We start from the raw sequence: 23,721 nt of genomic DNA on the forward strand, positions 1-23,721 counted from the left end.
CCGCCGCGGGCCTGGGCCCGGCCGGCCGAGCGCTCCAGCTCGCCCGCCAGGGCCTCGTCGGGTTCGAGGGCCGCGTGGGCGCGGTGCCAGGCCCGGCGGTCCGAGTCGACGTCGGGATCGGTCGCCTCGGCCAGTGCCCGGTGGACGTCCCGGCGCACGGTGGGGTCGGCGGCGCGGTAGGCCGCCGAGCGCACCAGCGGGTGGCGGAAGCGCACCCTCGTGCCGAACTCGACCAGTCCCGCCGCCTCGACCGCTCCGGCGGCGTCCGCGTCGATGTCGAGCCGCTCGGCGACCCTCCGCAGCAGCGGCACGTCGCCCACCGGTTCCGCGGCCGCCGCCAGCAGCAGCCGCTGCGCGGCGGCCGGCAGCGATCCGATGCGCCGCAGGTAGGTCTGCTCGATCTGGCCGGCCAGCGGGCGGACGTCCGGGCGCCCGAAGCCGCCGGCCAGCTCGGCGGCGGTCAGTCCCTTGGTCAGTTCGAGCAGGGCCAGCGGGTTGCCGCGGGTCTCGGCGACGATGCGGTCCCTGACCCGTTCGTCCAGCCGCCCGGGGACCACCGATTCCAGCAGCGCCCGCGCGTCGTCCTCACGCAGCCCCCGGACGGCGGTCTCGGGCAGCCCGCGGAAGGGGTCGCCGTCGGCGGCGGGCGCCGACGCCCGCACCGCGAACACCAGCGCCACCCGCTCCGCGAGCAGTCGGCGGGCGACGAAGGCCAGCGTCTGGGCGGAGACCCGGTCGAGCCACTGGGCGTCGTCCACGACGCAGACCAGCGGCCGCTCCTCCGCGGCCTCGGCCAGCAGGCTGAGCACCGCCAGGCCGACCAGGAAGCGGTCCGGCGCGCTGCCCGCGCTCAGCCCGAACGCGACGGACAGGGCGTCGCGCTGGGGGCCGGGGATGCGGTCGAGGTGGCCCATCAGGGGCACGCACAGCTGGTGCAGTCCGGCGAACGCCAGCTCCATCTCGGACTCGACGCCGACGGCCCGCAGGATCCGGCACCCCGCCGCGCCGCCCACCAGGTACTCCAGCAGGGCGGACTTGCCGACTCCGGGCTCGCCGCGCAGCACGAGCACCTGGCCCCGGCCGGTGCGGGCGCCGGCGATCACCTGGTCCAGCGCTCCGCATTCGCCCCGCCGGCCGCGTAGCCCGCGCAACCCGCGTGGCCCGTACGGCCCGTGCGGCTCGCGCCGAGGGGCGCCGCCCGCCATCCACCACCGCCATGCAGTCCAAGGTTCGACCCTGATCGGCTCAGGCCGCCCTCATCATGCATCAGCTCGCGTGGACGAACAAACAGTGTGCTCATCCCCTTGCGGGACGGGAGCGGTGAGGTGTCGTCACCCCGGCGCGGCGCCTCCGTGTCCAGGGGGCTCACCTGCCCGGATCCGGGTACGCCGCCCAGTGCGCCTCGACGGCCGCGGCGACCTCGGCCGGCCTCTGCAGCGGCGTCCAGTGGTTGCAGTCGAGCCGCACGATCCCGGGGGCCCGCAGCGAGGCGGCGAGCTTCTCGCCGGACCCGACCGGGCAGGCGGGGTCGCGCACTCCCCAGAACACGAGGCAGGGCGCGGTCACCCGCGCCAGGCCGGGCTCCCACTGCGCTCCCACGGTCACGGCGGAACGGTAGAGCCCGAGGATGCTCTCCTTCATGGGCGCGTCCACCCGGCCGGCCATCTCCCGAGCGGGACCGGCCGGGACCTCGAAGCCGGCCGCCACGTCGTGGGCGAAGGCGCCGGGTTCCAGTCCGCTCATGAAGCGGTCGCCCTCGACGGGGTGCTGCCAGATCCGCGCGAGCCGATGCCACCGGTAGCCCGCGTCGACCGGGCCGTTGCCGCCGGCCCAGGTGCGGACCAGGTCGGGGCGCAGGGAGGCGACGCGCGCGGTGAGGATGCAGCCCCAGTCGTGGCCGACCAGGTCCACCGGTTCACCGACGCGCTCCAGCCGGCCGACGAGCCAGTCAACGTACTCCTCCTTGGTGGAGCGGAAGCCGTCGGGGCGCGGCGCGCCGAATCCGGGCAGGTCCCAGGCCTCCACGTCGGTGCGGGTCAGGTGCCGGCGCACGCCGTCCCACACGTGGTGGGTGTCGGGGACGCCGTGGATCAGGATCGCGGGCATGGGCCGAGTCCTTTGCTCGTCGGGGTCGCGCGGGCAGCGGGAGGCCGGGGGGTCCGGGCCCGGGGCGTGCGTGGCGGGATCGTGCCACCGTGTGAGCGGGGCCGGCCGGGGTGAGGCAGGACACACGTCCTTCGGTGTCACAGACCACGGGGCATGCCGGTCATCACTGTGAACCGGCACGACGACGAGGAGAACACCTCATGGAAGCACGTCTCGACTTCTTCGGCAGCGCGCTCGGCGCCAGGGTCCTGAAGCACCTCAATTCGGCGAACAAGGCCGTGGTGGACTCCACGCTGCCGCACGCCACCCAGGAACTGGTGAAGATCCGCGCCAGCCAGATCAACGGCTGCGGCTTCTGTACCGACATGCACACCAAGGACGCCGCCCAGGCGGGCGAGACCGCCCAGCGGCTCCACCTGGTGGCCGCCTGGCGGGAGGCCACGGTCTTCACCGACGCCGAGCGCGCCGCGCTGGAGCTGGCGGAGCAGGGCACCCGGGTCGCGGACGCCGCCGGCGGCGTCACCGACGAGGCCTGGGCGGACGCGGCCGGGCACTACGACGAGGAGCAGCTGGCCGCGCTGGTCTCCCTCATCGCGGTGATCAACGCCTACAACCGCGTCAACGTCCTCAACCGGCAGCCAGCCGGCGGCTACCGGCCCGGCCAGTTCGGCTGAGCCGGCCGCGGGGCCCCCGTACGGTCCGTCTCCTCGTCACCTCCCGGACTGTGACGAGGAGACGGACTTCCGCCGGCGGCGGCGTTCTCACCCGGTGGGGCGCGGGGCGCGCAGGTGGGCGCGCTGTCGGAGTTCCTCCTCGGGGACGAGTTCGAGCATGGGTTTGCCGGGGGCGCACAGCATGGTCACCACGAACCGGGTCCGCGCGTCGGCGAGCGCGTTGCCGTCCTGGTAGTGGATCGCGTCGCCGCCCGGCTCCCAGAAGGTGCCGCCGGCCTCCACCACCCGCTCGGGCTCGCCCTCCAGCTCGAAGCGGACCGCGCCCTCGAGCACGTATCCGAAGGCGGGCCCCGAGTGGCGGTGCGGCGGGGTGCCCGGGTCGCCCGGCTCCCACTCGATCCGCACGGTCATCGCCGAGGCGCCCTCAGGGACGGTCAGCGGCGCGGCGTCCTGTAGCATCCGGGCCGCGGTCGTCCAGCTCGCCGACGACGCCGGGTCGCCGGCCGGGTGTGAGTGTCCTGCGTGATGGTCCGACACTGTCGTGCACCTTCCGTCCGTCGCCGGGTATCCGGCGGGGTGCTTCTCCCCCGCCCTTCGGCAGTGTTGACCGGACACCGTGTGAATGTGTGACACGTGGGGAGCGTCGTGGGGGTCACCGCGGCGCGACGCGTTGCCACCCCTGCGCCCCTGCGCCCGGATGGCGTGGCACGGCACTCCGGCGACCGTCACGCTCGCCCCGTAGGCCGTCCGGGCGAGGGCGGGAGGAGTTCGGGATTCCTCCGGCCTGCCGTCACAACCACGGCGGCAGCCCGGTCTTTACCTGGTGAGGACCCGAAACCGAACCTCCCGAGAGGATCCCCACCATGAAGGTCGTAGTCATCGGCGGCACCGGACTGATCGGATCGAAGCTGGTCGCCTGGCTCGGCGCCCACGGCCACGAGGCGGTGCCGGCCTCACCGAGCACCGGCGTCGACACGCTGACCGGAGCGGGCCTCGCCGAGGTGCTCAGGGGCGCCCGGGTCGTCGTCGACGTGTCCAACTCCCCCTCGTTCGCGGACGACGCCGTGACGGAGTTCTTCCGGACCTCGACGGCCAACCTCCTCAGGGCCGGGGCCGACGCCGGTGTCGCCCACCACGTCGCCCTGTCGGTGGTCGGCACCGAACGCCTCCAGGCGAGCGGCTACTTCCGGGCCAAGCAGGCGCAGGAGGAGCTGATCGAGGCGTCCGGGCTGCCCTACTCCATCGTGCGCGCCACGCAGTTCTTCGAGTTCGTGAAGGGCATCGCCGCCGAGGCCACCGACGGCGACACCGTGCGTCTGGCCCCGGTCGGGATCCGTCCCGTCCTCTCGGACGACGTGGCCGCCGCCGTGGGCCGTACGGCCGTCGGCTCCCCTGTCGGCGGTGTGGTCGAGGTGGCCGGTCCCGACACCTTCCGGCTGGACGAGCTCGTCCGCGAGACCCTGGCCGCCGAGGACGACCCGCGCACCGTGGTGACCGATCCGCACGCCAGGTACTTCGGCACCGAGCTGCGGGAGAGCACGCTGTTGCCCGGCCCGGGAGCGCACATCGCCGGGACCCGCTTCGCCGACTGGCTCGCCCGGCAGCGGGCGTGAGCCGGCCCCCGGCCGCTCGCCCCTTCCGCCCCCTGTCCCGCCCTGCCCCACCGACACAGGACGCCTGATGACCACCACCTCCGCACCCCCGCTCGCCCTCGCGGCCGCCGCGCGGTCCCTGGCCGCGGAGGCCGTCGCGCTCCAGGCCCGCGTCACCGAACTGCGCGGCACGCTCGCCCTGCTCGACCTCCGGATGCGGTCCGTGTCCGACTCCCTGCGGCGGCTCCGGGACGCCGGTGCCGGGTACCCGCCCGCACCGCCCTCCCCCGGACCCTGAGCGCCCTCGGGCGGTCGGCTCCTTCCGGCCCGTCCGGCCGGCGACGAGGAGCTGCGGGAGAAGGAGGACAGGCGCATGGAGTTCGCCGACGAGGCTTTGCCGGTCGGGGAGTTGGTCGACGAACGCCGGCACCTGATCGACCTGGCCTGTCGGATGCCGGGCAGCGCCGGTGAGGCCGACGGGGTGGTGGACGAGGCGTACCGGCGGTGGTACGCGCCGGCGGGGCCGGAGCGGGAGGGGGTCGGCGAGCCGCGGGCGTGGCTGTCCCGGGTCGTGGGCGGGATCTGTCGGGAACGGCTGGCGCGGCCGGGACGGCGGCGGGACGGCGGGCCCGTCCCGTGTCTTGAGGCTGCCGGGGTGGAACGGACGGTCGGCGAGGTGCTGCCGGGTCTGTCCCCGGCCGAACGGGCCGCGTTCGTGCCCGACGACGTGGCCGGGACGGCGCCGCGCGCGGTCGCCGGCGTCGTCGGCCGCTCCGCGCCGGAGTGCTCGGACCCGGCGGAACGGGCACGGCGGAGCCTGCGGGCCCGGCGGGGCCGCGCCACCACACCGGAGGAGCGGGACGCGGCGGTGTGCGGGGTGCGCGAGGCGTGTGCGGCGCAGGACCCGCAGCGGCTGCTGGTGCTGCTGGCACCGGATGTGACGGCGTTCTTCGACGGAGGCGGCAAGGTACGGGCCCCGGTGCGGCCGGTGCACGGCCCGCACCGGGTGGCCCGGAGCCTGCTGACGCTGCTGGCCCCCGCGCGCGCACCACGGTGGACAGCCGCTCCGTCAACGGCCGGACCGGGCTGGTCGTACGGTACGACCGGCGGGTCGCGGCGGTCCTCGGCCTCGACCTCACCGGCCGTCGCATCGTCCACGTCTGGGTCGTCGTCAATCCCGACAAGCTGCGCTCCTGGAACCGGGCCGCGCCCGGCCGCCGTCGAGGATCGACACCGTGCGCCCCCGTCCCGTGGCAGGCCGCGCGGGTGGGTCCGGTGTCGGCGCCCGGGGCGCGCCGGGCTCCTCGCTATGGTGTGACGTGGTCTCCGTGAGGAAGCCGGACGGCTGTCCGGGCGGGCCGAGCGCGGGCGCGACCACCAGGGTTGAGGACGAGAGGAACACAAGGTGTCTGTCACCCACACGGCACATCACATCGAGATCACCGCCGAGAGCCTCCAGGAGGACCTGGCCCGCCTGGAGGTCCAGAAGCAGGCCCTGGAGCGGGAACTGGCCGCGGTCGTCGCCCATCTCGGCTCCGTCAAGCGCGCTCTCGACGCCCTTCAGGCCCTGATGTCCTCCACCGGGCCGGATTCCTCGGGCACTCCCCCGCGGGGAGCCAGGGCCGCCGTGCCCCGGCCGACGCGGCCCGCGGCGGGCCCGGCCGACGCCCCTGCCGCTGCCGGACATGAGGACCGCGACACCGCGCCGGAGTCCGTCGACGAGGAGGGCGCCCCGAAGCAGTACGGCCGGCTCACCGAACAGATCCTGGACTACTTCACCGGCGCCGGCGACGTCGAGGTGCGCGCCCGCGACGTCGCCGAGGCGCTCGGCCGCGCCACCGACAGCGGCAGCATCAACGCCGTCCGCAGCACCCTCGACCGCCTGGTCGCCTCCTCCCGCGTCCGCCGCGCCGGCCGGGGCCTGTACCGCGCCGTGTGACGGCCCCGGCCCTCCTGGGCCTCGTGCGGTGCGGGCGGGCCGTCGCCTGACCGCCCCGAGCCGAGCGCGGTCGGTTCCGACCCCGGCGCTGCGAGAGCCAGTCGAGGACGACCCCGCCGCACCAGGTCCGGTGCCCGCGCAGCGCCGTCGAGCCGGGTGGCGGGGGCTGGGCGCCGGAGCGCGGGACCTGCCCCGCGAGGGCCGCGAGCGCGGCGTCCGACTGTTCGGGGGCGACGCCGCAGGGCGGTGGGGTGCTCGGCGGACAGCCGGGAGGCGTCGTGACCGTCCGCGGGCGGTGCCGGGCAGCACCGTGAAGTCGGCGAGGTCGACCCGACTCGCCCCGGGGCAGGGCCGGTTCCCGTCGCGGATCCGGACCCGGCCGCGTCCGTCGAACAGCACGTTGTCGCGGCGCAGGTCGCAGGGGAGGACGGAGTCGCCGGCGGTGGCCGGGGCCCAGCCGCTCTCCGGCTCGGCGAGAGGGTCGATCGGCTTCCTGGGGAGCCACCACGGCAGGCCGCCGGACCGAGTGCCGGCTCGCCCGCGAAGGACGGGGCGTGAAGCAACCTTCCGCTCCACTCGCGGCATCCATGTGAGTGAGGGTCACGAGAGGGCTGGGCCGCCGCACGCGGGGCGGGCCGGGCTTTCCTTTTCACCGCCCCCGTTCAGTTCGTATGCGATTCGACATTTCGGAACCGGCTTCCGATATCTGTTGCACAGCCGTGACAGCCCCACCCGAAAAACCGTTCGAGCAGCAAGGATTGAGGGCTAGCATTCCGGAATGGAACCGAATCCCTCGCCGATATGGAATTCATCCGATGACGCGGATGCCCGTCCGTCCCGCGGGACGCCCCTCCGGTCGGCCCGCCTCGGTGCGACCTTCCTGGGTGTGAGCGTCGTGTCCGGCGTGCTGATGGCGGGCCTGGCCCTGCCGGCCGCCGGTGCCATCGGGCTGACCGCCAAGGGCACGGCGGAGGACTTCGACGACGTTCCCGACGACTTCAAGACCCCGCCGCTCACCCAGGCCACCCAGATCTTCGACGCCAAGGGCGGCCTGATCGCCAAGGTGTACGAGCGCGACCGCACGGTCATCCCTGCCGACCAGATGTCGCCGTTCATGCGGTACGCCCAGGTCGACATCGAGGACGCCCGCTTCTACGAGCACGGCGCCGTCGACCTCAAGGGCATCCTGCGCGCGGTCAGCAAGAACGCCGAGAGCGGCACCACCTCCCAGGGCGCCTCGACGCTGACCCAGCAGTACGTGAAGAACGTCAACGTGGAGAAGGCCGGCGACGACCAGGCGGCCGTCCTGGAGGCCCAGCGCAAGACCCTGGGCCGCAAGATCCAGGAGCTCAAGGTCGCCATCAAGCTGGAGGAGGAGCTGAGCAAGGACCAGATCCTCACCAACTACCTCAACATCACGTACTACGGGAACGGCGCCTACGGCGTGGAGGCCGCCTCCCAGCGCTACTTCGGCAAGAGCAACAAGGACCTCACCGTCGCCGAGGCCGCCACCCTCGCCGGGCTGGTGCAGAACCCGTCCCAGTACGACCCGAAGCTGCACCCGCAGGCCGCGCAGAACCGCCGCGACGTGGTGATCGGCAAGATGCTGGAGAGCAAGCACATCACCGCGGACCAGGCGAAGGAGGCGAAGGCCGCCCCGCTGGGCCTCAACTACCGTGAACCGCAGAACGGTTGCATCACTGCCAAGGCCGGGATGGGCTTCTTCTGCGACTACGTCCGCCGGGTGGTCAAGCAGGACCCGGCGTTCGGCAAGAGCGCCGAGGAGCGCAAGAAGGTGTGGGACACCGGCGGCCTGAACATCCAGACCACGCTGGACCCGGACAAGCAGACCGCCGCGCAGACCGCGGCGAGCGGCAACGTGCGGGTCACCGACAGCGTCTCCGCCGCCGTCAGCATGGTCGAGCCCGGCACCGGGAAGATCCTGGCGATGGCCCAGACCCGCCCCTACGGCCTGCTGAAGGAGAAGAACCAGACCGTCGTCAACCTCAACGCCGACGCGGCGATGGGCGGCGGCAACGGCTTCCAGCCCGGCTCCACGTTCAAGCCGGTCGTCGCGGCCGCGGCCCTGGAGGCGGGCCTGCCCGCGACCCAGGAGTACCCGTCCGAGAACAAGATCGAGTACCCGACGATGAAGACCTGCGAGGGCACCTGGAAGAACACCGACCGGCCCAAGGCGGTGGTGCCCAACGAGTCCGCGAGCGAGAAGGGCCCCTACCAGCTGAAGGAGGCGATGGCCCTCTCGGTCAACACCTACTTCGTGCAGATGGAGCAGGAGATCGGCCTCTGCGCGGTCAAGCAGATGGCCAACAAGCTCGGCATCACCGCCCGGGCCAGCGGCAAGCCCCTGGAGGAGGTCCCCGCGATGGCCCTGGGCGTCGAGGAGATGAGCCCGCTGACCATGGCGAACGTCTACGCGACCTTCGCCGCCCAGGGCACCCACTGCGACCCGGTCGCGATCAACAGGATCACCACCGTGGACGGCAGGGACGTCCCCGTCCCGGCCGGCCACTGCGAGAAGGCGTTCTCCGAGACGACGGCCCGGGCGCTGAACACCATCCTGAACGGCGTGACCGAGAAGAACGGCACCGGTGCTGCGCTCAGCCTGGAGGGCGACCGGCAGATCGCCGGAAAGACCGGCACCTCGGACCGCAAGCGGGCCGCCTGGTTCAACGGCTACACCCCGCAGCTCGCCACCGCCGTCTGGCTCGGCGGCCCCGACGGCGGCGTCGAGATGCGCAACCTCACCATCAACGGGAAGTACCGCACCGAGGTGTTCGGCGCCGACGGCCCCGGACCGATCTGGCGGGACGCCATGAACCAGGCCCTGCGCGGCACGCCCAAGCAGTCCCTGCCGATGGCCGACATCCCCGACCCGGCACCCAGGACCGACCCGAACAGCACCGCGACCGGCACCCCGCCGGCCACCACCCCGGCCGGCCCGCAGCACTGACCGGGGCCGCTGCGGCGGCCCTCGCGAGCAGGACGCGGCGGTGTGGAGCGGCCTCCCCGCGGGGACGGTCCCGGCATGACGGGAAACCAACGGACCGTACTGATCGTGGTGCGCGGCCCGAGCGGCGCCGGGAAGTCCAGCGTCGCCGCGCGGCTGCGCGCCGCCTACGGGCGGGGCGTCGCCGTCGTCGGCCAGGACCTGCTGCGCCGCACCGTGCTGCGCGAACGGGACGTGCCCGGCGGCGCCAACATCGGGCTGATCGACCTGGTCGCGCGGCACGCCCTCGACCACGGCTTCCACACCGTCGTCGAGGGCATCCTCGCCGCCGAGCGCTACGGCCCGATGCTGGCCCGGCTCGCCGCCGACCACCGCGGGCGCAGCCACCTCTACTACCTGGACGTCGACTTCGACGAGACGGTGCGCCGGCACGCCACCCGGCCCCAGGCCGCCGAGTTCTCCCCCGAGGTCATGGCCGACTGGTACCGGCCCCACGACCTCCTCCCCGACCGCGCCGAGCACGTCATCGGCCAGGGCAGCACCCTGGACGAGACCGTCGAGCGGATCCTCGCCGACACCACGCTCACCCCGCCCGGCTGGACGCCCCGGCCCTGAACGGCCCGCTCCGGCCGCCTCGCCGGCCGACGCGTACCGTCCGCGACGGGCGGAACTCCGCCGAGGTCACGGCCTCGTACATCAGCAGCGGGCCCGCCGCCTCGGCGGGGAACGCGAACGGGCCGGCGCGCCCGTGGGTGCGCCGGCCCGGTGCGGGTGGGTGGTGCGGCGGTCAGCCGGTGGTGAAGTAGCCGTAGAGGTCGGTGATCAGGTCGAGGGCGCCGCCCGAGTTGTTGCGCAGCCTGATCGCCCCGTTGGTGCCGAGCGGGACCTGGGCGTGGTTGGCCACCGTCTGCCCGGCGCGGAAGTTGAGGTTGCTGGTCGTCGGCACCGGGCCGAGGTCCGGGTAGGCGATGACGTGCCCGTCAGCGCGCGGCGCGACCGCGGTGAGGTTGACCACGCCGGCCACGGCGTTCGCCGGGACCTGGCCGGTGCCGCCGATGCCGACGGTCGTCTCGGCGCCGGGGTCCAGGGCCTGGTACGGCGCGTTCCTGGTGTCCTGGAGCCGGACCGGGAGGACGGCGGTGAACCGGCCCTTGGCGTCGGCGCCGTAGTAGCCGATGACGTCGGCGATCACGTGGGTGGAGCCGTCGTTGTTGTAGACCTCCACCGTGCCGTCCGGGCCGAGCGGCACGATCACCTGGTTGGCCACCGTGCGTCCCGGCGCGAAGTTCAGGCTGGAGGTGGCCGGCCGGCCGCTCTGGCCGCCGGGCCTGGCGGCCAGGAAGCCGGCCGCGGTGGGCTCGGTCGCGGTCAGGTTGAGCGCGACGGCCTTGGCGCCGGACGGGACGCCCGCGCTGCCCGCGACCTTCAGCGGCAGCGACGCGCCGGGGCCCAGCTTGGCGCCGGTCTGGCGGGTGTCGGCGATCCGGGTGGCGGGCGTCGGGGCGTAGCCGTCCGCGGACTGCGGCAGGTAGTAGCCGTAGAGGTCGATCACCACGTGGACGGTGCCGTCGTGGTTCTTCAGGCCCAGGTTGCGGGTGTCCCCCGACGAGGTGATCGGCACGGTGACCAGGTTGGCGACGGTCTCGCCCGGGCCGATGTTGATGCTGGAGGTCTGGCCGGCGGCGGCGCCGCCGATGGTGGAGGTGTCCAGGTGGGTGGCCGTGGTGGCCCCGGTGGCGGTGATGTTGACGACGGCCGCGGTGGCGCCCGCCGGGATGCCGGCCTTGATCTCGCGGCGCTCACCCGGCCGGAACGGCTGGTTCCCGCTCGCGCCCGGGTCGTTCGCCGGGTCCCGGGTGTCGTAGACGCGCTTGGGGGCCACCGGGACGAAGCCCGCCGGGGCGAACCCCGGGGTGACCTTGGCGGTGGTCCGGTCGGTGCGCCCGGCGGAGTCGGTCACGGTGAGCGAGGCGGTGTAGGTGCCGGGTGCGGCGTAGAGGTGGCTCGCGGAGCTGTAGGTGTTCGTCTGGACCGGCGAGCCGTCACCGAAGTCGAACGCGTAGGACTTGATCGGCCAGGGGCTGCTGCTCTGGCCGGCCAGGAGGTCGAAGCGGAAGTCCCCGGCCGGGTTGGTGGGCCACAGCGCGGCCTTCACCGGGGCCGGGTCGCGCACGCTCACCCTGGCGCCGTAGGCGCCGTAGGCGTCCCCGAGGCTGGTGAGGCGCTGGCCGAAGCCGTCGGTGACGGTGACGGTGACCTGGTGCTCGCCCTTGGCGGTGTAGGTGTGCGGGACGGTGCTCTCGGTGCTGGTCACCGGGGCGCTGCCGTCGCCGAAGTCGAAGGTGTAGGTGGTCGGCTGGTCGGACGTCCAGTCGTTGCGGAAACCGGCCTGCGCCTTGACCGTCAGCGGGTAGGGGCCCTGGGAGACGTCCGTGAAGAGGGACACGTAGTCCATCCCGTACCGCTCGTACGCGCCGCGGTCCCGGACGCCTCCTCCCGGGGCGTTCGGCACCTTCGGGTCGTCGATGACCGGGCGGCCGGACTGGTCCGTGTCGGGCAGGCCGGGTGCCGACGGGTCACCGGAGTCGATCGCCGGGGAGCCCTCGCGCGGCAGGCTCGGCACGGGGCCGCCGATGGTGTTGCCGGTTTCGGCGATGTCGTGGGCGCCCTGGCCGGTGGCCGCCCGGAAGGCGGGCAGCCGGTAGGCGGTGCCGGCCCAGCGGTAGCCGCCGTCACCCTCGTCGGCGACCAGGTTGTAGTCGGCCTTGGTGCCCGTCACCGAGCCCGCGCCGACGTCCAGTTGGGCGGTGCCGGGGTGGCCGGCGGCGGCGTTGCGGACCAGGACGTTGTTCTCCACCACGGCGCCGGTGGACGCCCCGGCCAGGACGATCCCCGAGTCCTCGCTCCTGGTGACGGTGTTCCCGGTGACCACCGTGCCCGGGGCGTCGGTCACGGCGATGCCGGTCCTGGAGTTCCCGATGTCGTTGGTGGTCACGACCGCGCGCAGGACCCCGGCGCCGATGGTGACGCCGTTGCCGTGCAGGATCTGGTTGCGGCTCACGGTGACGTCGCTGCTCGCCCCGGAGACGGAGACGCCGCCGGTCTGGCCGCCGAACTCCCCATGGACGAAGAGCCGGTCGAGGGTGACGGCCGAGGAGTCGGTGACCGTGACGGCCTCCTCCTTCGACTCCAGGTAGAGCTCGCGCAGTTCGACGTCGTGGACCCCGGTCAGGGTGAACGCGTGGGTGAGCGGCTGGTCCGTGGGCCAGTGCGACCCCATCACGCTGACCCGCGGCGTGGTGTTCGTCCAGCCCGCGGTCCACTCGCCCACGAACCTGATCGGGTGGCCCGGCGTCCCGGAGCGGCGGACGTCGACCTGCTCGGGGTAGCTGCCCGGCGCGATCCGGACCGTCTGCCCGGGCAGGACGACCGCGGCGGCGGCGGCGATGGTGCAGAACGGCGCGGCCTGGCTGCCCTGGCCGGAGTCGGAGCAGGAGGCGGACTTGCCGGCCACGTACAGGACGGTGGCGGGGTCGGCGGCGAAGGCGGCGGGCGGCGGCATGCCGAGAACGGCCGCGAGGGCCGCCGCGGTGGCCGCGACGGCGGGACGAAGGCGCACGGGTGAGTCCCTCTTGGAGGAGTGAACGCGGCGCCGTGCGGCCCGGTTTCGACCGGATCCGTGCGGGCCACGTGACGGATCGGTGTGTGGACCGCCGATATTTGATCACTCGTTCGATCCGGTGTCGAGGGCCTTTCCGCCGGGACGCCCGCTCACCGCGCGGCCCGGCCGGCGACGCGCTCCGCGCGCCCGTCGGCGGCAGTCGGCCGGGACCGCGGGGACGGGGGCGCTCCGGGGTCCCGGCCGAGGGGAGGCACCGGCCGTCGTGGGGGCGCGGCCGGTCTGCCCGGCAGCTCCGCAGGGGGGTGGTGGGGCTGCCGTGACCCGGAATACTAGACCCGCCCGGAACTCGTGAACAGGCCTGTGACCTGCAATCTTTCGGCCGCGAACATGCCAGGAGGCCGGCTCCCGGCCGTCGTTCGGGGCGCCGCCGTCGTCAAGGGCGTCGCCGACGTACGGGGCGGGCGGGCGGAGCCCAGGACCCGCAGGCAACCCGAAGCGCCCCCCAGCGCGTCGAGCTGCCGTGAGAGGAAGAACGAGACAGCGGCCCGACCGGCCGCCACGGCAGACGAGGACGACACGGACACCATGGCGGGGACGACGGCAGGATGACGAACGCGATACCGCCGGACTTCGAGGAGTTCGTCGCCGCCTGCGGGCCGAAGCTCCTGCGGGTGGCCTGGCTGCTGACCGGCGACCCGCACCAGGCCGAGGACCTGTTGCAGACGGCGCTCGCCAAGGTCTGGTCCAAGTGGGCGCGCGTCGCCCCCAACCGGCCCGAGGCGTACGTGCGGAAGGTCATGGTGAACTGCCACATCTCCTGGTGGCGGCGCCGCTGGACCGGGGAGCTGCCGCACGACGAGCTGCCGGAGCCGCAGCCGGACACGGACCCGTTCGACGGGGTGGTGCTCGGCCAGGTGGTCGCCGATGCCGTACGGTCGCTGCCGCCGCGTCAACGGGCCGTGGTGGTGCTGCGGTTCTTCGAGGACCTCAGCGTCGAGGAGACGGCCGAGGTGCTGCGCTGCAGCACGGGCACCGTCAAGAGCCAGACGCACCGGGCGCTCGCCGGCCTGCGCGGCCGGCTGCCTGCCCGCGAACTCCTGTTGGAGGGGGGACCTCGTGAGTGGAACTGACCTGTTCGGCCCGGACGGACCGGGCGCCGGCGGGCACGACGAGGAGGAGCTGCGGATCCTGCTCCACGAGGCCGTCCCGGCCCTGGCCTCGCCCGAGGACCGGATGGAGCACGTCCTCGCCCGGGTCGAGCGCTCCAGGCGCCGCCGGCGGGTGGCCGGGCTCGCGGCCGGGCTGACCGTCGGCCTCACCGCCGCCGTGCTGGCCGCCGCGCCTGCGCTCGCACCGGGAGCGGACCGGGGGGTGAGGCTGGCGCCCGCGGGCTCCCCGGCCGTCCCGGCCCCGACGGCCCCGACGGTTTCGACACCCCCGACGCCGCGGGGAATCGCCACCCCCACGGCCGGGACGAAGGCCTTCTTCTTCCCGCTGCTGCCGGAGATGGCCCTCGACCTGCCGGCGCACTGGTACGCCCAGGCCGCCCCGGTCACCGGCCCCCGGGAGCCGCTGGGCTACCTCGGCACCCAGCCGCTGGCACCGACGCCGTCGTGCACGCCCGGCGCCTCCTCCTGTCCGTTCTCCGGGCCGCTGCTTCCCGGCGGCGCGGTCCTCACCTTCCGGGTGGTGGACGACCCGGGGCTGGCCAGGAAGTTCGCCACCGACCCGCCGGCGTTCGACGAAACGGGCATCGGCAAGGAGTGCGCGGTGCTCGGCGGCAACCGCGAGATCACCGGGGCGCACACCGTCGACCAGGGCGCCTCCGACACCAGGGTGGTGATCCAGATGACGGCCTGTCTGCGGCAGCCGTCCGAACCGGTGGTGCAGCAGGTCCAGCAGGTGTTCGCCTCCATCCGGACCGCTCCGGTGAGCATCCGTTCGCCGTACGCCGGCGGCCCGGGGCCGGGCACCCCGACCCCGGCGGCGACGCCGTAGCGGCACCGCCGGCAGGGCACCGCCGCCGGCCGCCGGGCGCTCGACGGCCGGCCTCCCGCGACTCGCTCGCGAGGGGGCCGGCCGTCCTCCCGCGGTCGGCTTCAGGTCTGACCAAATGACTATCTGTCAATCCAACTACCTGTCCAGCAGACCAGCCTGACTATCTGTCCATCCGACATACTCGTCATGCATCACCCGGCGCAATACCTCCGATCGTGTGCACCCGGGGCGTTCGCCCACCGGTGCCCGGGGCGGGCCCGGATAGTGGAGCCGTCGCCGAGGCACCGGCCCGGCGGCCCTTCATCCGGGAAGACCGAGGTGCATCGCCATGCCCACCACCGCAGCCGCCGACCGTGTCGGCCTCGTGTTCTCACTGTTCGACGCCAACGGGAACGGTGTCCTCGATCCCGACGACTTCGACCTGATGGGCAACCGGGTCGTCGCTGCGCTCCCCCAGGCCGACCAGGACGCCAAGGACCGGCTGCTCAACGCCCTGCAGCAGTACTGGCAGACGCTGGTGACGGAGCTGGACACCGACGGCGACGGGCAGATCAGCCCCGAGGAGTTCACCGCGATCGTGCTCGACCCGCAGCGGTTCGACGCCACCATCGACGAGTTCGCCCAGGCACTGTCCTCACTGGGCGACCCGGACGGCGACGGCCTGGTCACCCGCCCCGACTTCCTCGCCCTGATGACCGCGATCGGGTTCGCCGACCGGAACATCACGGAGCTGTTCGAGGCGTTCGGCCCGGTGGACGGCGACCGTGTCCCGGTGGCGGTCTGGGCGGACGGCATCCGCGACTACTACCGCCCCGAGAAGACCGGCATCGCCGGCGACCGCCTGGTCCCCGGAGCGGCCCGGTGACCCCGATAGCCCACCAGGCCCCCGCGGCGGAGCCGGCACCCGGCCGGCCCGCGGCGGGGCAGCCCGTGACAGGGCAGCCCGCGGTCGGACTGGCGGTGGGCCGGGGCACCGGCCCCGAACTCGCCGCCGTCTTCGAGCGCGTCCTGCGGACGCTCACCGCCACCCACCCCCTCGGGGTACGGATCGTCCGCTCCCCGCGCCGCTACCACTCCTACGTCTCACTGCGGACGGAAGGCGGCCCGGCCCGGATCCAGGAGCTGACCGGGCAGGACGCCGAGCACTACGAGCGGTTCTGCCGCGACCTGGCCGACGCCGGCACCACGGCCGTCTTCCGCACCGCGATCAACGCCCAGTCCCTGTACCTGGTGCGCCGCCGGCTGCGCGCCGTCAAGGTGGACCTGCTGCGGTCCGGCGAAACGTCCCTGCTGCTCGTCCGCGACCAGGCCCAGGGCTTCTACACCGGCGAAAACCTCCACACCCCCGGCGAGATCACCCGCACCCTGGCCTTCAGCCGGGAGACCACCGAGGCCGTCGTCCGCCACGCCCTGGAACGGGCCCGCCGCGAGTGGCCCGACGGGCGGATCGACCGCATCGTCATGGCCTACAAGTTCCACCTCCTGGACGGGGCGTTCGACACCTGGGTCACCGACATCGCCGAGCGGCTGGGCGTACGGATCGAGGTGTTCCAGCCCGACACCGTCAACCGCAACCTCATCGCCCACGGCCTGCCGGACCGCACCCTGCTGATCGCCGGGAACGAGTGGGCGGACATCATGCACGTGGTCCTGCTGGATCGTTTCGGCTCCGAGCGGCAGGAGAACCGCTGCACGGAGAACGTGTGCCTGGGCCCCGGCGCGGCCGGGCTGGTCGAGTACCAGACCGTGCACGGCTCCGCCGACGACCTGGCCGGGCGCGACCTGGTCAACCCGGTAGCCACCGTCCGGGCCGCGGCCCTCGTCGCCGAGCGGCACGCCGGTGTCCCCGGCGCCGTCGGCGCGGTCGAGGCCGCCCTGGCCGTCCTCGACGCGCGGGGCGTGCGCACTCCCGACCTCGGCGGCCGGCACTCCACCACCGCGGTGGTCGACGCGCTGGTCGGTGCCCTCGACCCGGCCGAACCGGCCTGCGCCACCGGTCCCGCGGCCCTGGTGGGCGAGCCGTGACCGGCCGGGCGGGGACGGCCCTGCTGGTGGTGGACCTGCAGAACGACTTCTGCACCGGCCAGGTGGCCACGGCCCGCTTCGGCGGCTCCCCCGCCGTCCTGGACGCCGTGGTCGCCAACACCGTCCGCGCGGTGGACCGGGCCCGGCACGCGGGGGTGGAGGTGGTGTTCGTCCGCTTCCTCGGCGACCCCGCCCACCAGGGCGAGGCCTGGCGGGCCCGGGACCTGCGGCTGGGCAAGCGTCCGAAGTGCCTGGAGGGCACCTGGGGAGCGCGGTTCCACGGCGTGGCCCCGGCGCCGGGCGAGCGGGTCTTCACCAAACGGGCCCGCTTCGACGCCTTCCTCGACGAAGGCCGGGGCCTGGAGGAGCACCTGCGCGCGGGCGGCACCGGGCACCTCGTGTTCGCCGGGCTCTACGCCGACGTCTGCGTGGACTCCACCGCCCGCACCGCCTTCCAGAAGGGCTTCCACATCACCGTCCTGACGGACTGCACCACCTCCCTGCACCTGCCCTACGACGACGTCCTGCGGTTCATGCGCGTGCTGTACGGCGCCCGCACCACCACCGGTGACGACCCGGAGGCGTGGACGGCACCCGGGCCCGCGCCGGTGCCCGCGTCCGCGTCCGCGCCCGCGTCCGGGACGGAGGAACCGTGCACGCCGTAGCCGGGCAGGGCGGCGCCCCGGTGCGGGGTGGCGTCACGCTTCGGGACGGCGTCGCCTCCGGGGTGGGCCGTACCGCCCTGCTGGTCGCGGCCGCCCGCGCCATCGAGACCCACCGCCCCGACGCCCTGGCCCGCGACCCGCTCGCCGAGCACTTCGTCCGCGCCTGCCCCGACTCCGCCCACTGGCCGGTGCGCCCTGGCCAGGTCCCGGGCGGGGACGCCGATCCGCTGTGGGGCCGCCTCGGACGCTACTTCGGGCTGCGCACCCGCGTCCTGGACGACCACCTGCTGGCCGCCGCCCGGGCCGGCACCCGCCAGGTCGTCGTGCTGGGCGCGGGCCTGGACTCCCGGGCGTACCGGCTCGACTGGCCGCCCGGCTGCGTCGTCCACGAGATCGACACCGAGCAGGTGCTGGCCTTCAAACGGGCGGTCCTCGACGCGGCCGGCGCCGCGCCCGCCACCGAGCGCCGCCCGCTGGCCGCCGACCTGCGCGACGACTGGGCCGGGCCGCTGCTGGCGGACGGGTTCGACCCGGCGGCACCGACCGCATGGCTCGCCGAGGGGCTGCTGCTCTACCTCCCCGCCGAGGCCGAGCGGCGGCTGGTGTCCACCGTGCACCGGCTCAGCGCGCCCGGCAGCACCCTTGCCTACGAGATCAAGGACGTGGCCGCCGAGCCGCCGGCGGTCCGCACGGCACCGGTGTACGTCGCGGCCCGGCAGCGGCTCGGCATCGACCTGCGCGCCCTCTTCGACGCCGGCCCCCGCCCCGACTCCGCCGCCGAACTCGCCCGCCGGGGCTGGACGGTGGCCGTGCACACCCCGTACGACTTCACCGCCCTGCACGGCCGCGGCCCGAGGCCGGAGCCGGACGACGCCCTGGCGGCCAACCGCTGGGTCTTCGCGGGTCAGCGGGCCCGGTAGCGGCCCGCCGGAACGGACCGGTGCACTCCCGCGGCTCGCCGCGGGGTCACCGGTCCGCGGGCCGCCAGGGCGGCCCGGTCCAGCCAGTCCAGGTACCACCCGCGGAAGCCGAGCCGCCCGGCCCCGCCGGAGAGCGGCTCCAGCGGGAGGTCGGCGGCGCGGCCGTCGAACCACAGGGTGCCGCGCTCCGGTCCGGTGACGGCCAGCCAGGTGCAGGAGCCGCAGCCCTCGTGGCCGAGGCGGAGCGCCCCGGCCGTCGTCCAGGCGTCCAGGCGCTCGCACTCGGCGTCCCAGGCCAGGAACGCCGCACGGTACGACTCGCCGTCGGGGAAGTCCGCCTCGACGGGCTCGCGGGCGTCGAGCCCCGACTCCAGGCGGGCGCGCTCCTCCTCCGACAGGAAGTCCTGGGCGAGCAGCGTGCCGTCGCCGCGGGCGCCGCCCTCGTCCCAGTACCAGCCGCGCCCGTCCCGCCGCAGCGGGAAGAGCCCGTAGGCCGGGCCGGCCCCGCCGGCTCCCACGTCGAGCAGGAAGGAGCGGTAGTCCGGCGGGAGGCGGACGCCGAACTGCGCCTCGGCCGAGGCCACTTGGGACTCCTCCAGCGGTTCCTCCAGCAGGAAGCCGTGCCCGGCCGCCCGCCCGGCGCCGAACACCTCCGCCGCGAACGGCGCGTTCCGCAGGGCCGCCACCCGCTCGCGCACTCCTGCCCAGCCGCCGCGCCGTTCGTCCGCCGTCTCCACCGTGTCCACTTCCTCGTCAGCCCCTGCCCCGGTGCCGACGATCGTGCCAGGACGGGACGGAGGCGATCAACGCGGAGTCCGGCGGACCGGCGCCGCGCCGGGCGAGGTGACCGCCACCGGAGCGGACACGGGAGAATGGCCGGGTGACCAGCACTCAGCCGCTCCCCCGGGGCCTCACCGCCCTGATCCCCAGCGCCCCTGCCCCGACCACGCCCGGCGAGCGGGCCGCGTCCCAGCTCCTCCACCTGCGCACCGCGGAGGTGCCGCTGCCGCTCCTGGTGGCCGCCGCCGAACTGATCGCCCCCCAGCTGGACAGCGAGGACCCGGTCACCCGCGAGGCCGCCGAAGCCGTCCACTCCCGCCTCCAGGCCGTCATCACCCGGGCCGCCGCCGGCCGGTAGCCGGACAGCCGCCGCCCGCCAGGCGGCCGGCGCGGCCCGGACGGGAGCGTCAGGCCGGGGGCTCGCGGGAGATTCACAGGACCGAGAAGCCGGACGCGGCCGCCGCCGGTTCGAGCGGGGTACGGAAGCCTCCTAGGTTTCCGGGATGGGCCCGTACCCACTCCCGGGGCAAGAATCGGCGGTGTCCGAACACCCTCAGGACCACCCCGAAGGGATGTGCCTCTGATGACCCGTGTCTCCCGTTCGCTCGCCGTCCTCGCGTTCGCCGCGACCGCCGCGCTCGGCGGCCTCGCCGCCGCCCCCGCCGCATCCGCCGATGCCGGCGAGCCCCCGAGCTCCAACAAGTGCGACGTGGAGTACACCGTGGCGTACTACACCTACAAGCAGCTCGGCTACCCCGACCTGGAGGCCCTGCTGCACGCGGAGAAGAGCTACAACCTCTGCAGGCTCACCGACTGACCCCGCCGGCCGCGGCCCGCGACCGCGGCCGGCCTCCTTCGCCGAGCCCCGCCCGGCCGGACGTTCATCCTCCCGGCCACGCGCCCCTGCGCGTGGCCGGGTCCGTGCTTCCGCCCCTCGGCCCGGCTCCGTGGCCTTCGAGAATCCTCGGCCGCGTTCGTCGACGTACCCGCCCAGGTCCGACAACAGGTCAATTCCGCGCCGCTTTCGGCCGCCCCCGCCATTCGACGGGGGCGGCCCCCGCCGTTCGGAGGGAATTACTCAAAGGGTTTTCCAAAAAGGGAAATGGCACACCCAGCGCACAATTTACATTACTTAGAGTAATGTTGATCATTTACCATGCCGCCCTGCGCGGCGGCTTACCCGGTCAGGCGACTACCTGGAGTATCCATTCGGCCGCCCCCACCGGGAGATTCGGACTCGACCCATCCTCGTCAATTCACCCGGCCGTCGATTTCACGGAACCTGGTGATCGCTATACGATCCTCCGGGAATCGAATCCTGTTCCCGGCCGGAATGGCGAACCCGCAGTCACCGGCCCGCCCCGGGCAGACGAGCGCCTCCGCCCTCCCCTACGCAAGAACGCACCTCAGGTGGCCATGCATCCCCACACCGCCCACATCGACGGCTTCGCCTACGGCTGGGTCAACCCGGCCCTGTCCTACCTCATCGCCTGTACCGGCGCGGCGCTCGGGCTGCGCTGCACCGTACGGGCCCTGACCCTGCCACCGGCCCGCCGGCTGGGGTGGCTGGTCCTGTCCGCGGTCGAACTCGGCTGCGGCATCTGGACCATGCACTTCATGGCGATGATGGGCTTCGCCGTCACCGGCTCGGCCATCGTCTACCGCGTCCCCGAGACCCTCGGCAGCCTGCTGCTGGCCATCCTGGTCGTCGGCGCCGGCGTCCTCTACGTCGGCTACCGGCGCAGGACGGTGGCCTCCCTGCTGATCGGCGGCACCGTCACCGGTCTCGGGGTCGCGGCCATGCACTACCTCGGCATGGCCGCCATGCAGGTCCAGGGCAAGGTCTCCTACGACCCGGCGCTGGTGGCCCTCTCCGTCGCCATCGCCGTGGCGGCCGCCACCGCGGCGCTGTGGATGACCCTCAACATCACCGGATTCGGCGCCTCGCTCGCCGCCTCCCTGATCGCCGGGGTCGCCGTCACCGCGATGCACTACACCGGGATGGCCGCCGTCTCCGTGGAGTTGGACGACCGCGTCCCGCCCGGGGGCCTGCCCGCCTCGCAGTTCATCGTCCCGCTCGCCGTCGCCATCATGGCCGTCATCTCGATCGGCGGATTCGTCCTGACCCTCTCCCCGCAGGAGCAGACCCCCGCACCGGCCCGGGAGCCCCTGCGCGTCAAGCTCTTCGACCGCGACTGACCGGACCGGCCCCGGCTGACCGACCGGCCGCCACGCCGTGCGCGGCGGCCGGGGACGGCCCGCCCCACCGCCGCCTCCCGCCTCGCCCCCGGGGCCGGGGTCAGCCCGCCAGGCGCCGGCGGTGGGCCCGCTGCCGGCAGGTGGCGCCGCAGTAACGCACCGGGCGGCCGGTGGGCCGGACCCTGAGCGCGGCCCCGCACTCCGCACAGCACCCGACGTCTCCGCCGACGACGACAGCCCCGTCACGGAAGGCGCGCCGTTCCGTGACAACGGTGGAGGGCCGCAGGCCGTCCAGGGTCAGCTGCACGAGCCTGCGGCCGGCCGGGCGGTCACGGCGCGCGGTGAGCGTCGAGGCGCACCCGGCGGTGAGCGCCGCGACGTCGTCGGGGCCGATGTCCGCGCGGACGCCGCCGGCCCGCTGCGCCGCGTGCAGCAGCGCCGTCAGGACCTGACGGAAACGCAGCACGGACGCCGTGAGCAGCGGGCGCGGCCAGCTCTCCTCGGCGGCCACGACCTCGCACAGGTACGTGTGGCGGTGGGACGTCTCGATGACGTCCAGCAGGAATTCGAAGAAGGCCTCGGTGGGCGCGGACCGGGCGGTCCGTCGCTCGCCGGAAACGACCAGGTCGTCGAGGTGCCGGGCGAACACCGCCTCCAGGAGCGCCTGCTTGCTCGGGAAGTGCCGGTACACGGTGCCGGCACCGAGGCCGGCCCGGCGCGCGATCTCGCCGAGCGGGACGTCGAGCCCGTGCTCGGCCAGTGCCTCGTCCGCGGCGGACAGCACCTTGGCCCGGTTGCGGCGGGCGTCGGCGCGGTCGCCGCCGGTCACTGCGGTCATGTCACGAAACCCCTTGTGTGCCTCGTCCCCACCGGGTTGGAGTGTTCCGGATCCCCCGGGTTCACCACATCTTCCATCGCATCCGCTCCCCGGGGGAAAGGGAGGACGACATGGCCGCCGATCCCATCCGTTCCGCCGCCGGCACGGTGCGGGGTCCCGTCGCCGTGACCGGCGCCACCGGCAAGCAGGGTGGTGCGACGGCACGCCGGCTGCTGGCCGGTGGTGTGCCGGTGCGCGCGCTGGTCCGGGACGCGTCCGCGCCCGCCGCCGTGGCACTCGCGCGGGCAGGAGCCGAGTTGGCCGTCGCGGACCTCGACGAACCGTCAGGTCTCGGGCCGGCCCTGGCCGGCACCACCGCGCTGTTCGCCGTGCCGCCGCTCGCCCACGGGCCGGCGGGCAGCGACCCGGACCTGGAGTTCGCCCGTGGCCGGGCCCTGGCCGACGCGGCGGTGGCCTCGGGAGTCCGCCACGTGGTGTTCACCGGGGTCGCCTCGACGCCCGGCGAGACGTTCGCGGTCCCGGGGAAGCGACGCGTCGAACGGTACCTGCGTGAACGCGTCCCGCTCGTGACGGTGCTGCGCCCGGTGCGGTTCATGACGAACTACCTGGGGGTGCCCGGCTTCGGCTTCGAAGGGTTCGTCGACGGCGTCCACCGGCACATCTTCCCGCCGGACGAGCCCGTCCAGATCATCGCCCTGGAGGACATCGCCGAGTTCGCGGCCCTGGCCTTCGAGCAGCCGGACCGGTTCGCCGGTCGGACCCTGGAGCTGGCCGGTGACGCGCCGACCCCGTCCGAGGCCGTCGCCGCGATCGGCGCCGCGACCGGAACGGCGCTGCGCTACGAGCAGCTCACCCACGACGAGGCCGCCGCGTTGAACCCGGAGGTCGCCGAGGTCCGGCGGGAGTGGATCGCCGGCCGGCGCTGGCACGCCGACATCGAGGCGCTGCGGGTGGTCCACCCGGGACTGCGCACGCTGGCCGACTGGCTCTCCGAGGGAGGTGCCGCCGCGCTGCGCGCCCAGCTGTCCGGCGTCCCCCGGCAGGCCACCGCGCCCGGCCGCTCCGGCTGAACCGGCCGGCCCGTCGGACGTCCGGCGTGCGGCGTCTCCCGGGGGTCCCACGGCCCCGGTGTCCGGTGGTGCACGCGGGCGCGCGCACGGCTGCGCCGCGGTCCGTCCCCCTCGACGGACCGCGGCGCAGCGGTTCAGTGGGCGTGCAGTGGTTCAGTGGCCTGCGGTGGTTCGGTGGGCGTCAGGGCGCCTCGGTCACACGGCCTGCCAGAGCGCCGGGACGTTCGGCGGCTCCCAGCCGGCCATGGCGGTGTGGCCCTGGAGGCAGCGGTAGCTGACTCCGTTGTAGGTCACGGTGTCGCCCGCCTTGTAGGTGGTGCCGGCC

22 protein-coding genes and 1 pseudogene are annotated in these 23,721 nt (G+C 74.3%); 16 read left to right on the top strand and 7 right to left on the bottom strand.

Going from position 1 to position 23,721, the window contains the following annotated elements:
* Together BU198_RS25590 and BU198_RS25595 are read right to left on the bottom strand one after the other, a co-directional pair.
* Positions 1–1,205: AAA family ATPase (locus BU198_RS25590; RefSeq protein WP_188299227.1), on the bottom strand; the 1,205-nt coding region annotated here is incomplete at its 3' end.
* A 160-nt stretch (positions 1,206–1,365) separates the two neighbouring features.
* On the bottom strand, positions 1,366–2,106 hold the full coding sequence (locus BU198_RS25595; RefSeq protein WP_188299228.1) for an alpha/beta fold hydrolase: 741 nt from the start codon (positions 2,104–2,106) through the stop codon (positions 1,366–1,368).
* Between the two features lie 200 nt (positions 2,107–2,306).
* Here BU198_RS25595 and BU198_RS25600 point away from each other — a divergent pair, with 200 nt between their 5' ends.
* A complete protein-coding gene (locus BU198_RS25600) occupies positions 2,307–2,780 on the top strand; it encodes a carboxymuconolactone decarboxylase family protein (protein ID WP_188299229.1) in 474 nt (157 codons plus the stop codon).
* 87 nt (positions 2,781–2,867) lie between these two features.
* Here the strand turns inward: BU198_RS25600 and BU198_RS25605 are convergent, their stop codons facing one another.
* Positions 2,868–3,239, bottom strand: a complete 372-nt coding sequence (locus BU198_RS25605; RefSeq protein ID WP_188299230.1) for a cupin domain-containing protein — start codon at positions 3,237–3,239, stop codon at positions 2,868–2,870.
* Positions 3,240–3,643: 404 nt separating this feature from the next.
* Between BU198_RS25605 and BU198_RS25610 the strand changes: the two genes are divergently transcribed.
* From BU198_RS25610 to BU198_RS25630, 5 genes are all read left to right on the top strand, one after another.
* The gene (locus BU198_RS25610) at positions 3,644–4,393 is read left to right on the top strand and encodes an SDR family oxidoreductase (protein WP_188299231.1); all 750 of its coding nucleotides are present in this window, start codon (positions 3,644–3,646) and stop codon (positions 4,391–4,393) included.
* Positions 4,394–4,460: 67 nt separating this feature from the next.
* Positions 4,461–4,670: a hypothetical protein gene (locus BU198_RS25615; protein ID WP_188299232.1), complete on the top strand. Its 210-nt coding sequence runs from the start codon at positions 4,461–4,463 to the stop codon at positions 4,668–4,670.
* A 1,107-nt stretch (positions 4,671–5,777) separates the two neighbouring features.
* Positions 5,778–6,311 (top strand): hypothetical protein, encoded by a 534-nt coding sequence (locus BU198_RS25620; RefSeq protein WP_188299233.1) that lies wholly within the window; start codon positions 5,778–5,780, stop codon positions 6,309–6,311.
* Between the two features lie 886 nt (positions 6,312–7,197).
* Positions 7,198–9,282, top strand: a complete 2,085-nt coding sequence (locus BU198_RS25625; protein ID WP_317620316.1) for a transglycosylase domain-containing protein — start codon at positions 7,198–7,200, stop codon at positions 9,280–9,282.
* Between the two features lie 75 nt (positions 9,283–9,357).
* On the top strand, positions 9,358–9,894 hold the full coding sequence (locus BU198_RS25630; protein ID WP_188299235.1) for an AAA family ATPase: 537 nt from the start codon (positions 9,358–9,360) through the stop codon (positions 9,892–9,894).
* 172 nt (positions 9,895–10,066) lie between these two features.
* On the opposite strand, the gene BU198_RS25635 is transcribed toward BU198_RS25630, so the two are convergent.
* Positions 10,067–12,898 (bottom strand): PKD domain-containing protein, encoded by a 2,832-nt coding sequence (locus tag BU198_RS25635; protein ID WP_188299236.1) that lies wholly within the window; start codon positions 12,896–12,898, stop codon positions 10,067–10,069.
* A gap of 608 nt (positions 12,899–13,506) precedes the next feature.
* Between BU198_RS25635 and BU198_RS25640 the strand changes: the two genes are divergently transcribed.
* The 6 genes from BU198_RS25640 (at position 13,507) to BU198_RS25665 (ending at position 18,509) form a co-directional block, all read left to right on the top strand.
* Positions 13,507–14,031, top strand: coding sequence for a SigE family RNA polymerase sigma factor (locus BU198_RS25640; protein WP_188299237.1), 525 nt, complete (start codon positions 13,507–13,509; stop codon positions 14,029–14,031).
* Positions 14,018–14,899: a hypothetical protein gene (locus BU198_RS25645; protein ID WP_188299238.1), complete on the top strand. Its 882-nt coding sequence runs from the start codon at positions 14,018–14,020 to the stop codon at positions 14,897–14,899. The genes BU198_RS25640 and BU198_RS25645 overlap by 14 nt, the downstream gene beginning before the upstream one ends.
* Positions 14,900–15,227: 328 nt before the next feature.
* Positions 15,228–15,764, top strand: a complete 537-nt coding sequence (locus BU198_RS25650; protein WP_188299239.1) for an EF-hand domain-containing protein — start codon at positions 15,228–15,230, stop codon at positions 15,762–15,764.
* A gap of 65 nt (positions 15,765–15,829) precedes the next feature.
* Positions 15,830–16,924 carry an isocitrate/isopropylmalate family dehydrogenase gene (locus BU198_RS25655; protein ID WP_188299240.1) on the top strand — a complete coding sequence of 365 codons (1,095 nt, stop codon included), beginning with the start codon at positions 15,830–15,832 and terminating at the stop codon, positions 16,922–16,924.
* On the top strand, positions 16,921–17,589 hold the full coding sequence (locus BU198_RS25660; protein ID WP_188299241.1) for a cysteine hydrolase family protein: 669 nt from the start codon (positions 16,921–16,923) through the stop codon (positions 17,587–17,589). Before BU198_RS25655 ends, BU198_RS25660 begins: the two co-directional genes overlap by 4 nt.
* Positions 17,577–18,509, top strand: a complete 933-nt coding sequence (locus BU198_RS25665) for a class I SAM-dependent methyltransferase (protein ID WP_317620317.1) — start codon at positions 17,577–17,579, stop codon at positions 18,507–18,509. The genes BU198_RS25660 and BU198_RS25665 overlap by 13 nt, the downstream gene beginning before the upstream one ends.
* Here the strand turns inward: BU198_RS25665 and BU198_RS25670 are convergent.
* Positions 18,494–19,246 (bottom strand): SMI1/KNR4 family protein, encoded by a 753-nt coding sequence (locus BU198_RS25670; protein ID WP_188299242.1) that lies wholly within the window; start codon positions 19,244–19,246, stop codon positions 18,494–18,496. The genes BU198_RS25665 and BU198_RS25670 overlap by 16 nt on opposite strands.
* A gap of 143 nt (positions 19,247–19,389) precedes the next feature.
* Between BU198_RS25670 and BU198_RS25675 the strand changes: the two genes are divergently transcribed.
* The 3 genes from BU198_RS25675 (at position 19,390) to BU198_RS25685 (ending at position 21,488) form a co-directional block, all read left to right on the top strand.
* Positions 19,390–19,647: a hypothetical protein gene (locus tag BU198_RS25675; protein ID WP_188299243.1), complete on the top strand. Its 258-nt coding sequence runs from the start codon at positions 19,390–19,392 to the stop codon at positions 19,645–19,647.
* A gap of 225 nt (positions 19,648–19,872) precedes the next feature.
* On the top strand, positions 19,873–20,106 hold the full coding sequence (locus tag BU198_RS25680) for a hypothetical protein (protein WP_188299244.1): 234 nt from the start codon (positions 19,873–19,875) through the stop codon (positions 20,104–20,106).
* 599 nt (positions 20,107–20,705) lie between these two features.
* The gene (locus BU198_RS25685; protein ID WP_188299245.1) at positions 20,706–21,488 is read left to right on the top strand and encodes an MHYT domain-containing protein; all 783 of its coding nucleotides are present in this window, start codon (positions 20,706–20,708) and stop codon (positions 21,486–21,488) included.
* Positions 21,489–21,588: 100 nt separating this feature from the next.
* Here the strand turns inward: BU198_RS25685 and BU198_RS25690 are convergent, their stop codons facing one another.
* Positions 21,589–22,326: a TetR/AcrR family transcriptional regulator gene (locus tag BU198_RS25690; RefSeq protein WP_188299246.1), complete on the bottom strand. Its 738-nt coding sequence runs from the start codon at positions 22,324–22,326 to the stop codon at positions 21,589–21,591.
* Positions 22,327–22,436: 110 nt separating this feature from the next.
* Here BU198_RS25690 and BU198_RS25695 point away from each other — a divergent pair, with 110 nt between their 5' ends.
* A complete protein-coding gene (locus tag BU198_RS25695; protein ID WP_188299247.1) occupies positions 22,437–23,396 on the top strand; it encodes an NmrA family NAD(P)-binding protein in 960 nt (319 codons plus the stop codon).
* A 195-nt stretch (positions 23,397–23,591) separates the two neighbouring features.
* Here the strand turns inward: BU198_RS25695 and BU198_RS44315 are convergent.
* Positions 23,592–23,717 (bottom strand): annotated as a pseudogene (locus tag BU198_RS44315) (carbohydrate-binding protein); the annotation flags it as partial.
* Positions 23,718–23,721: the final 4 nt, after the last annotated feature.

The sequence above is a fragment of the Streptomyces sp. CBMA156 genome (genome assembly GCF_014596515.1).
Taxonomy (GTDB): Bacteria; Actinomycetota; Actinomycetes; order Streptomycetales; family Streptomycetaceae; genus Kitasatospora.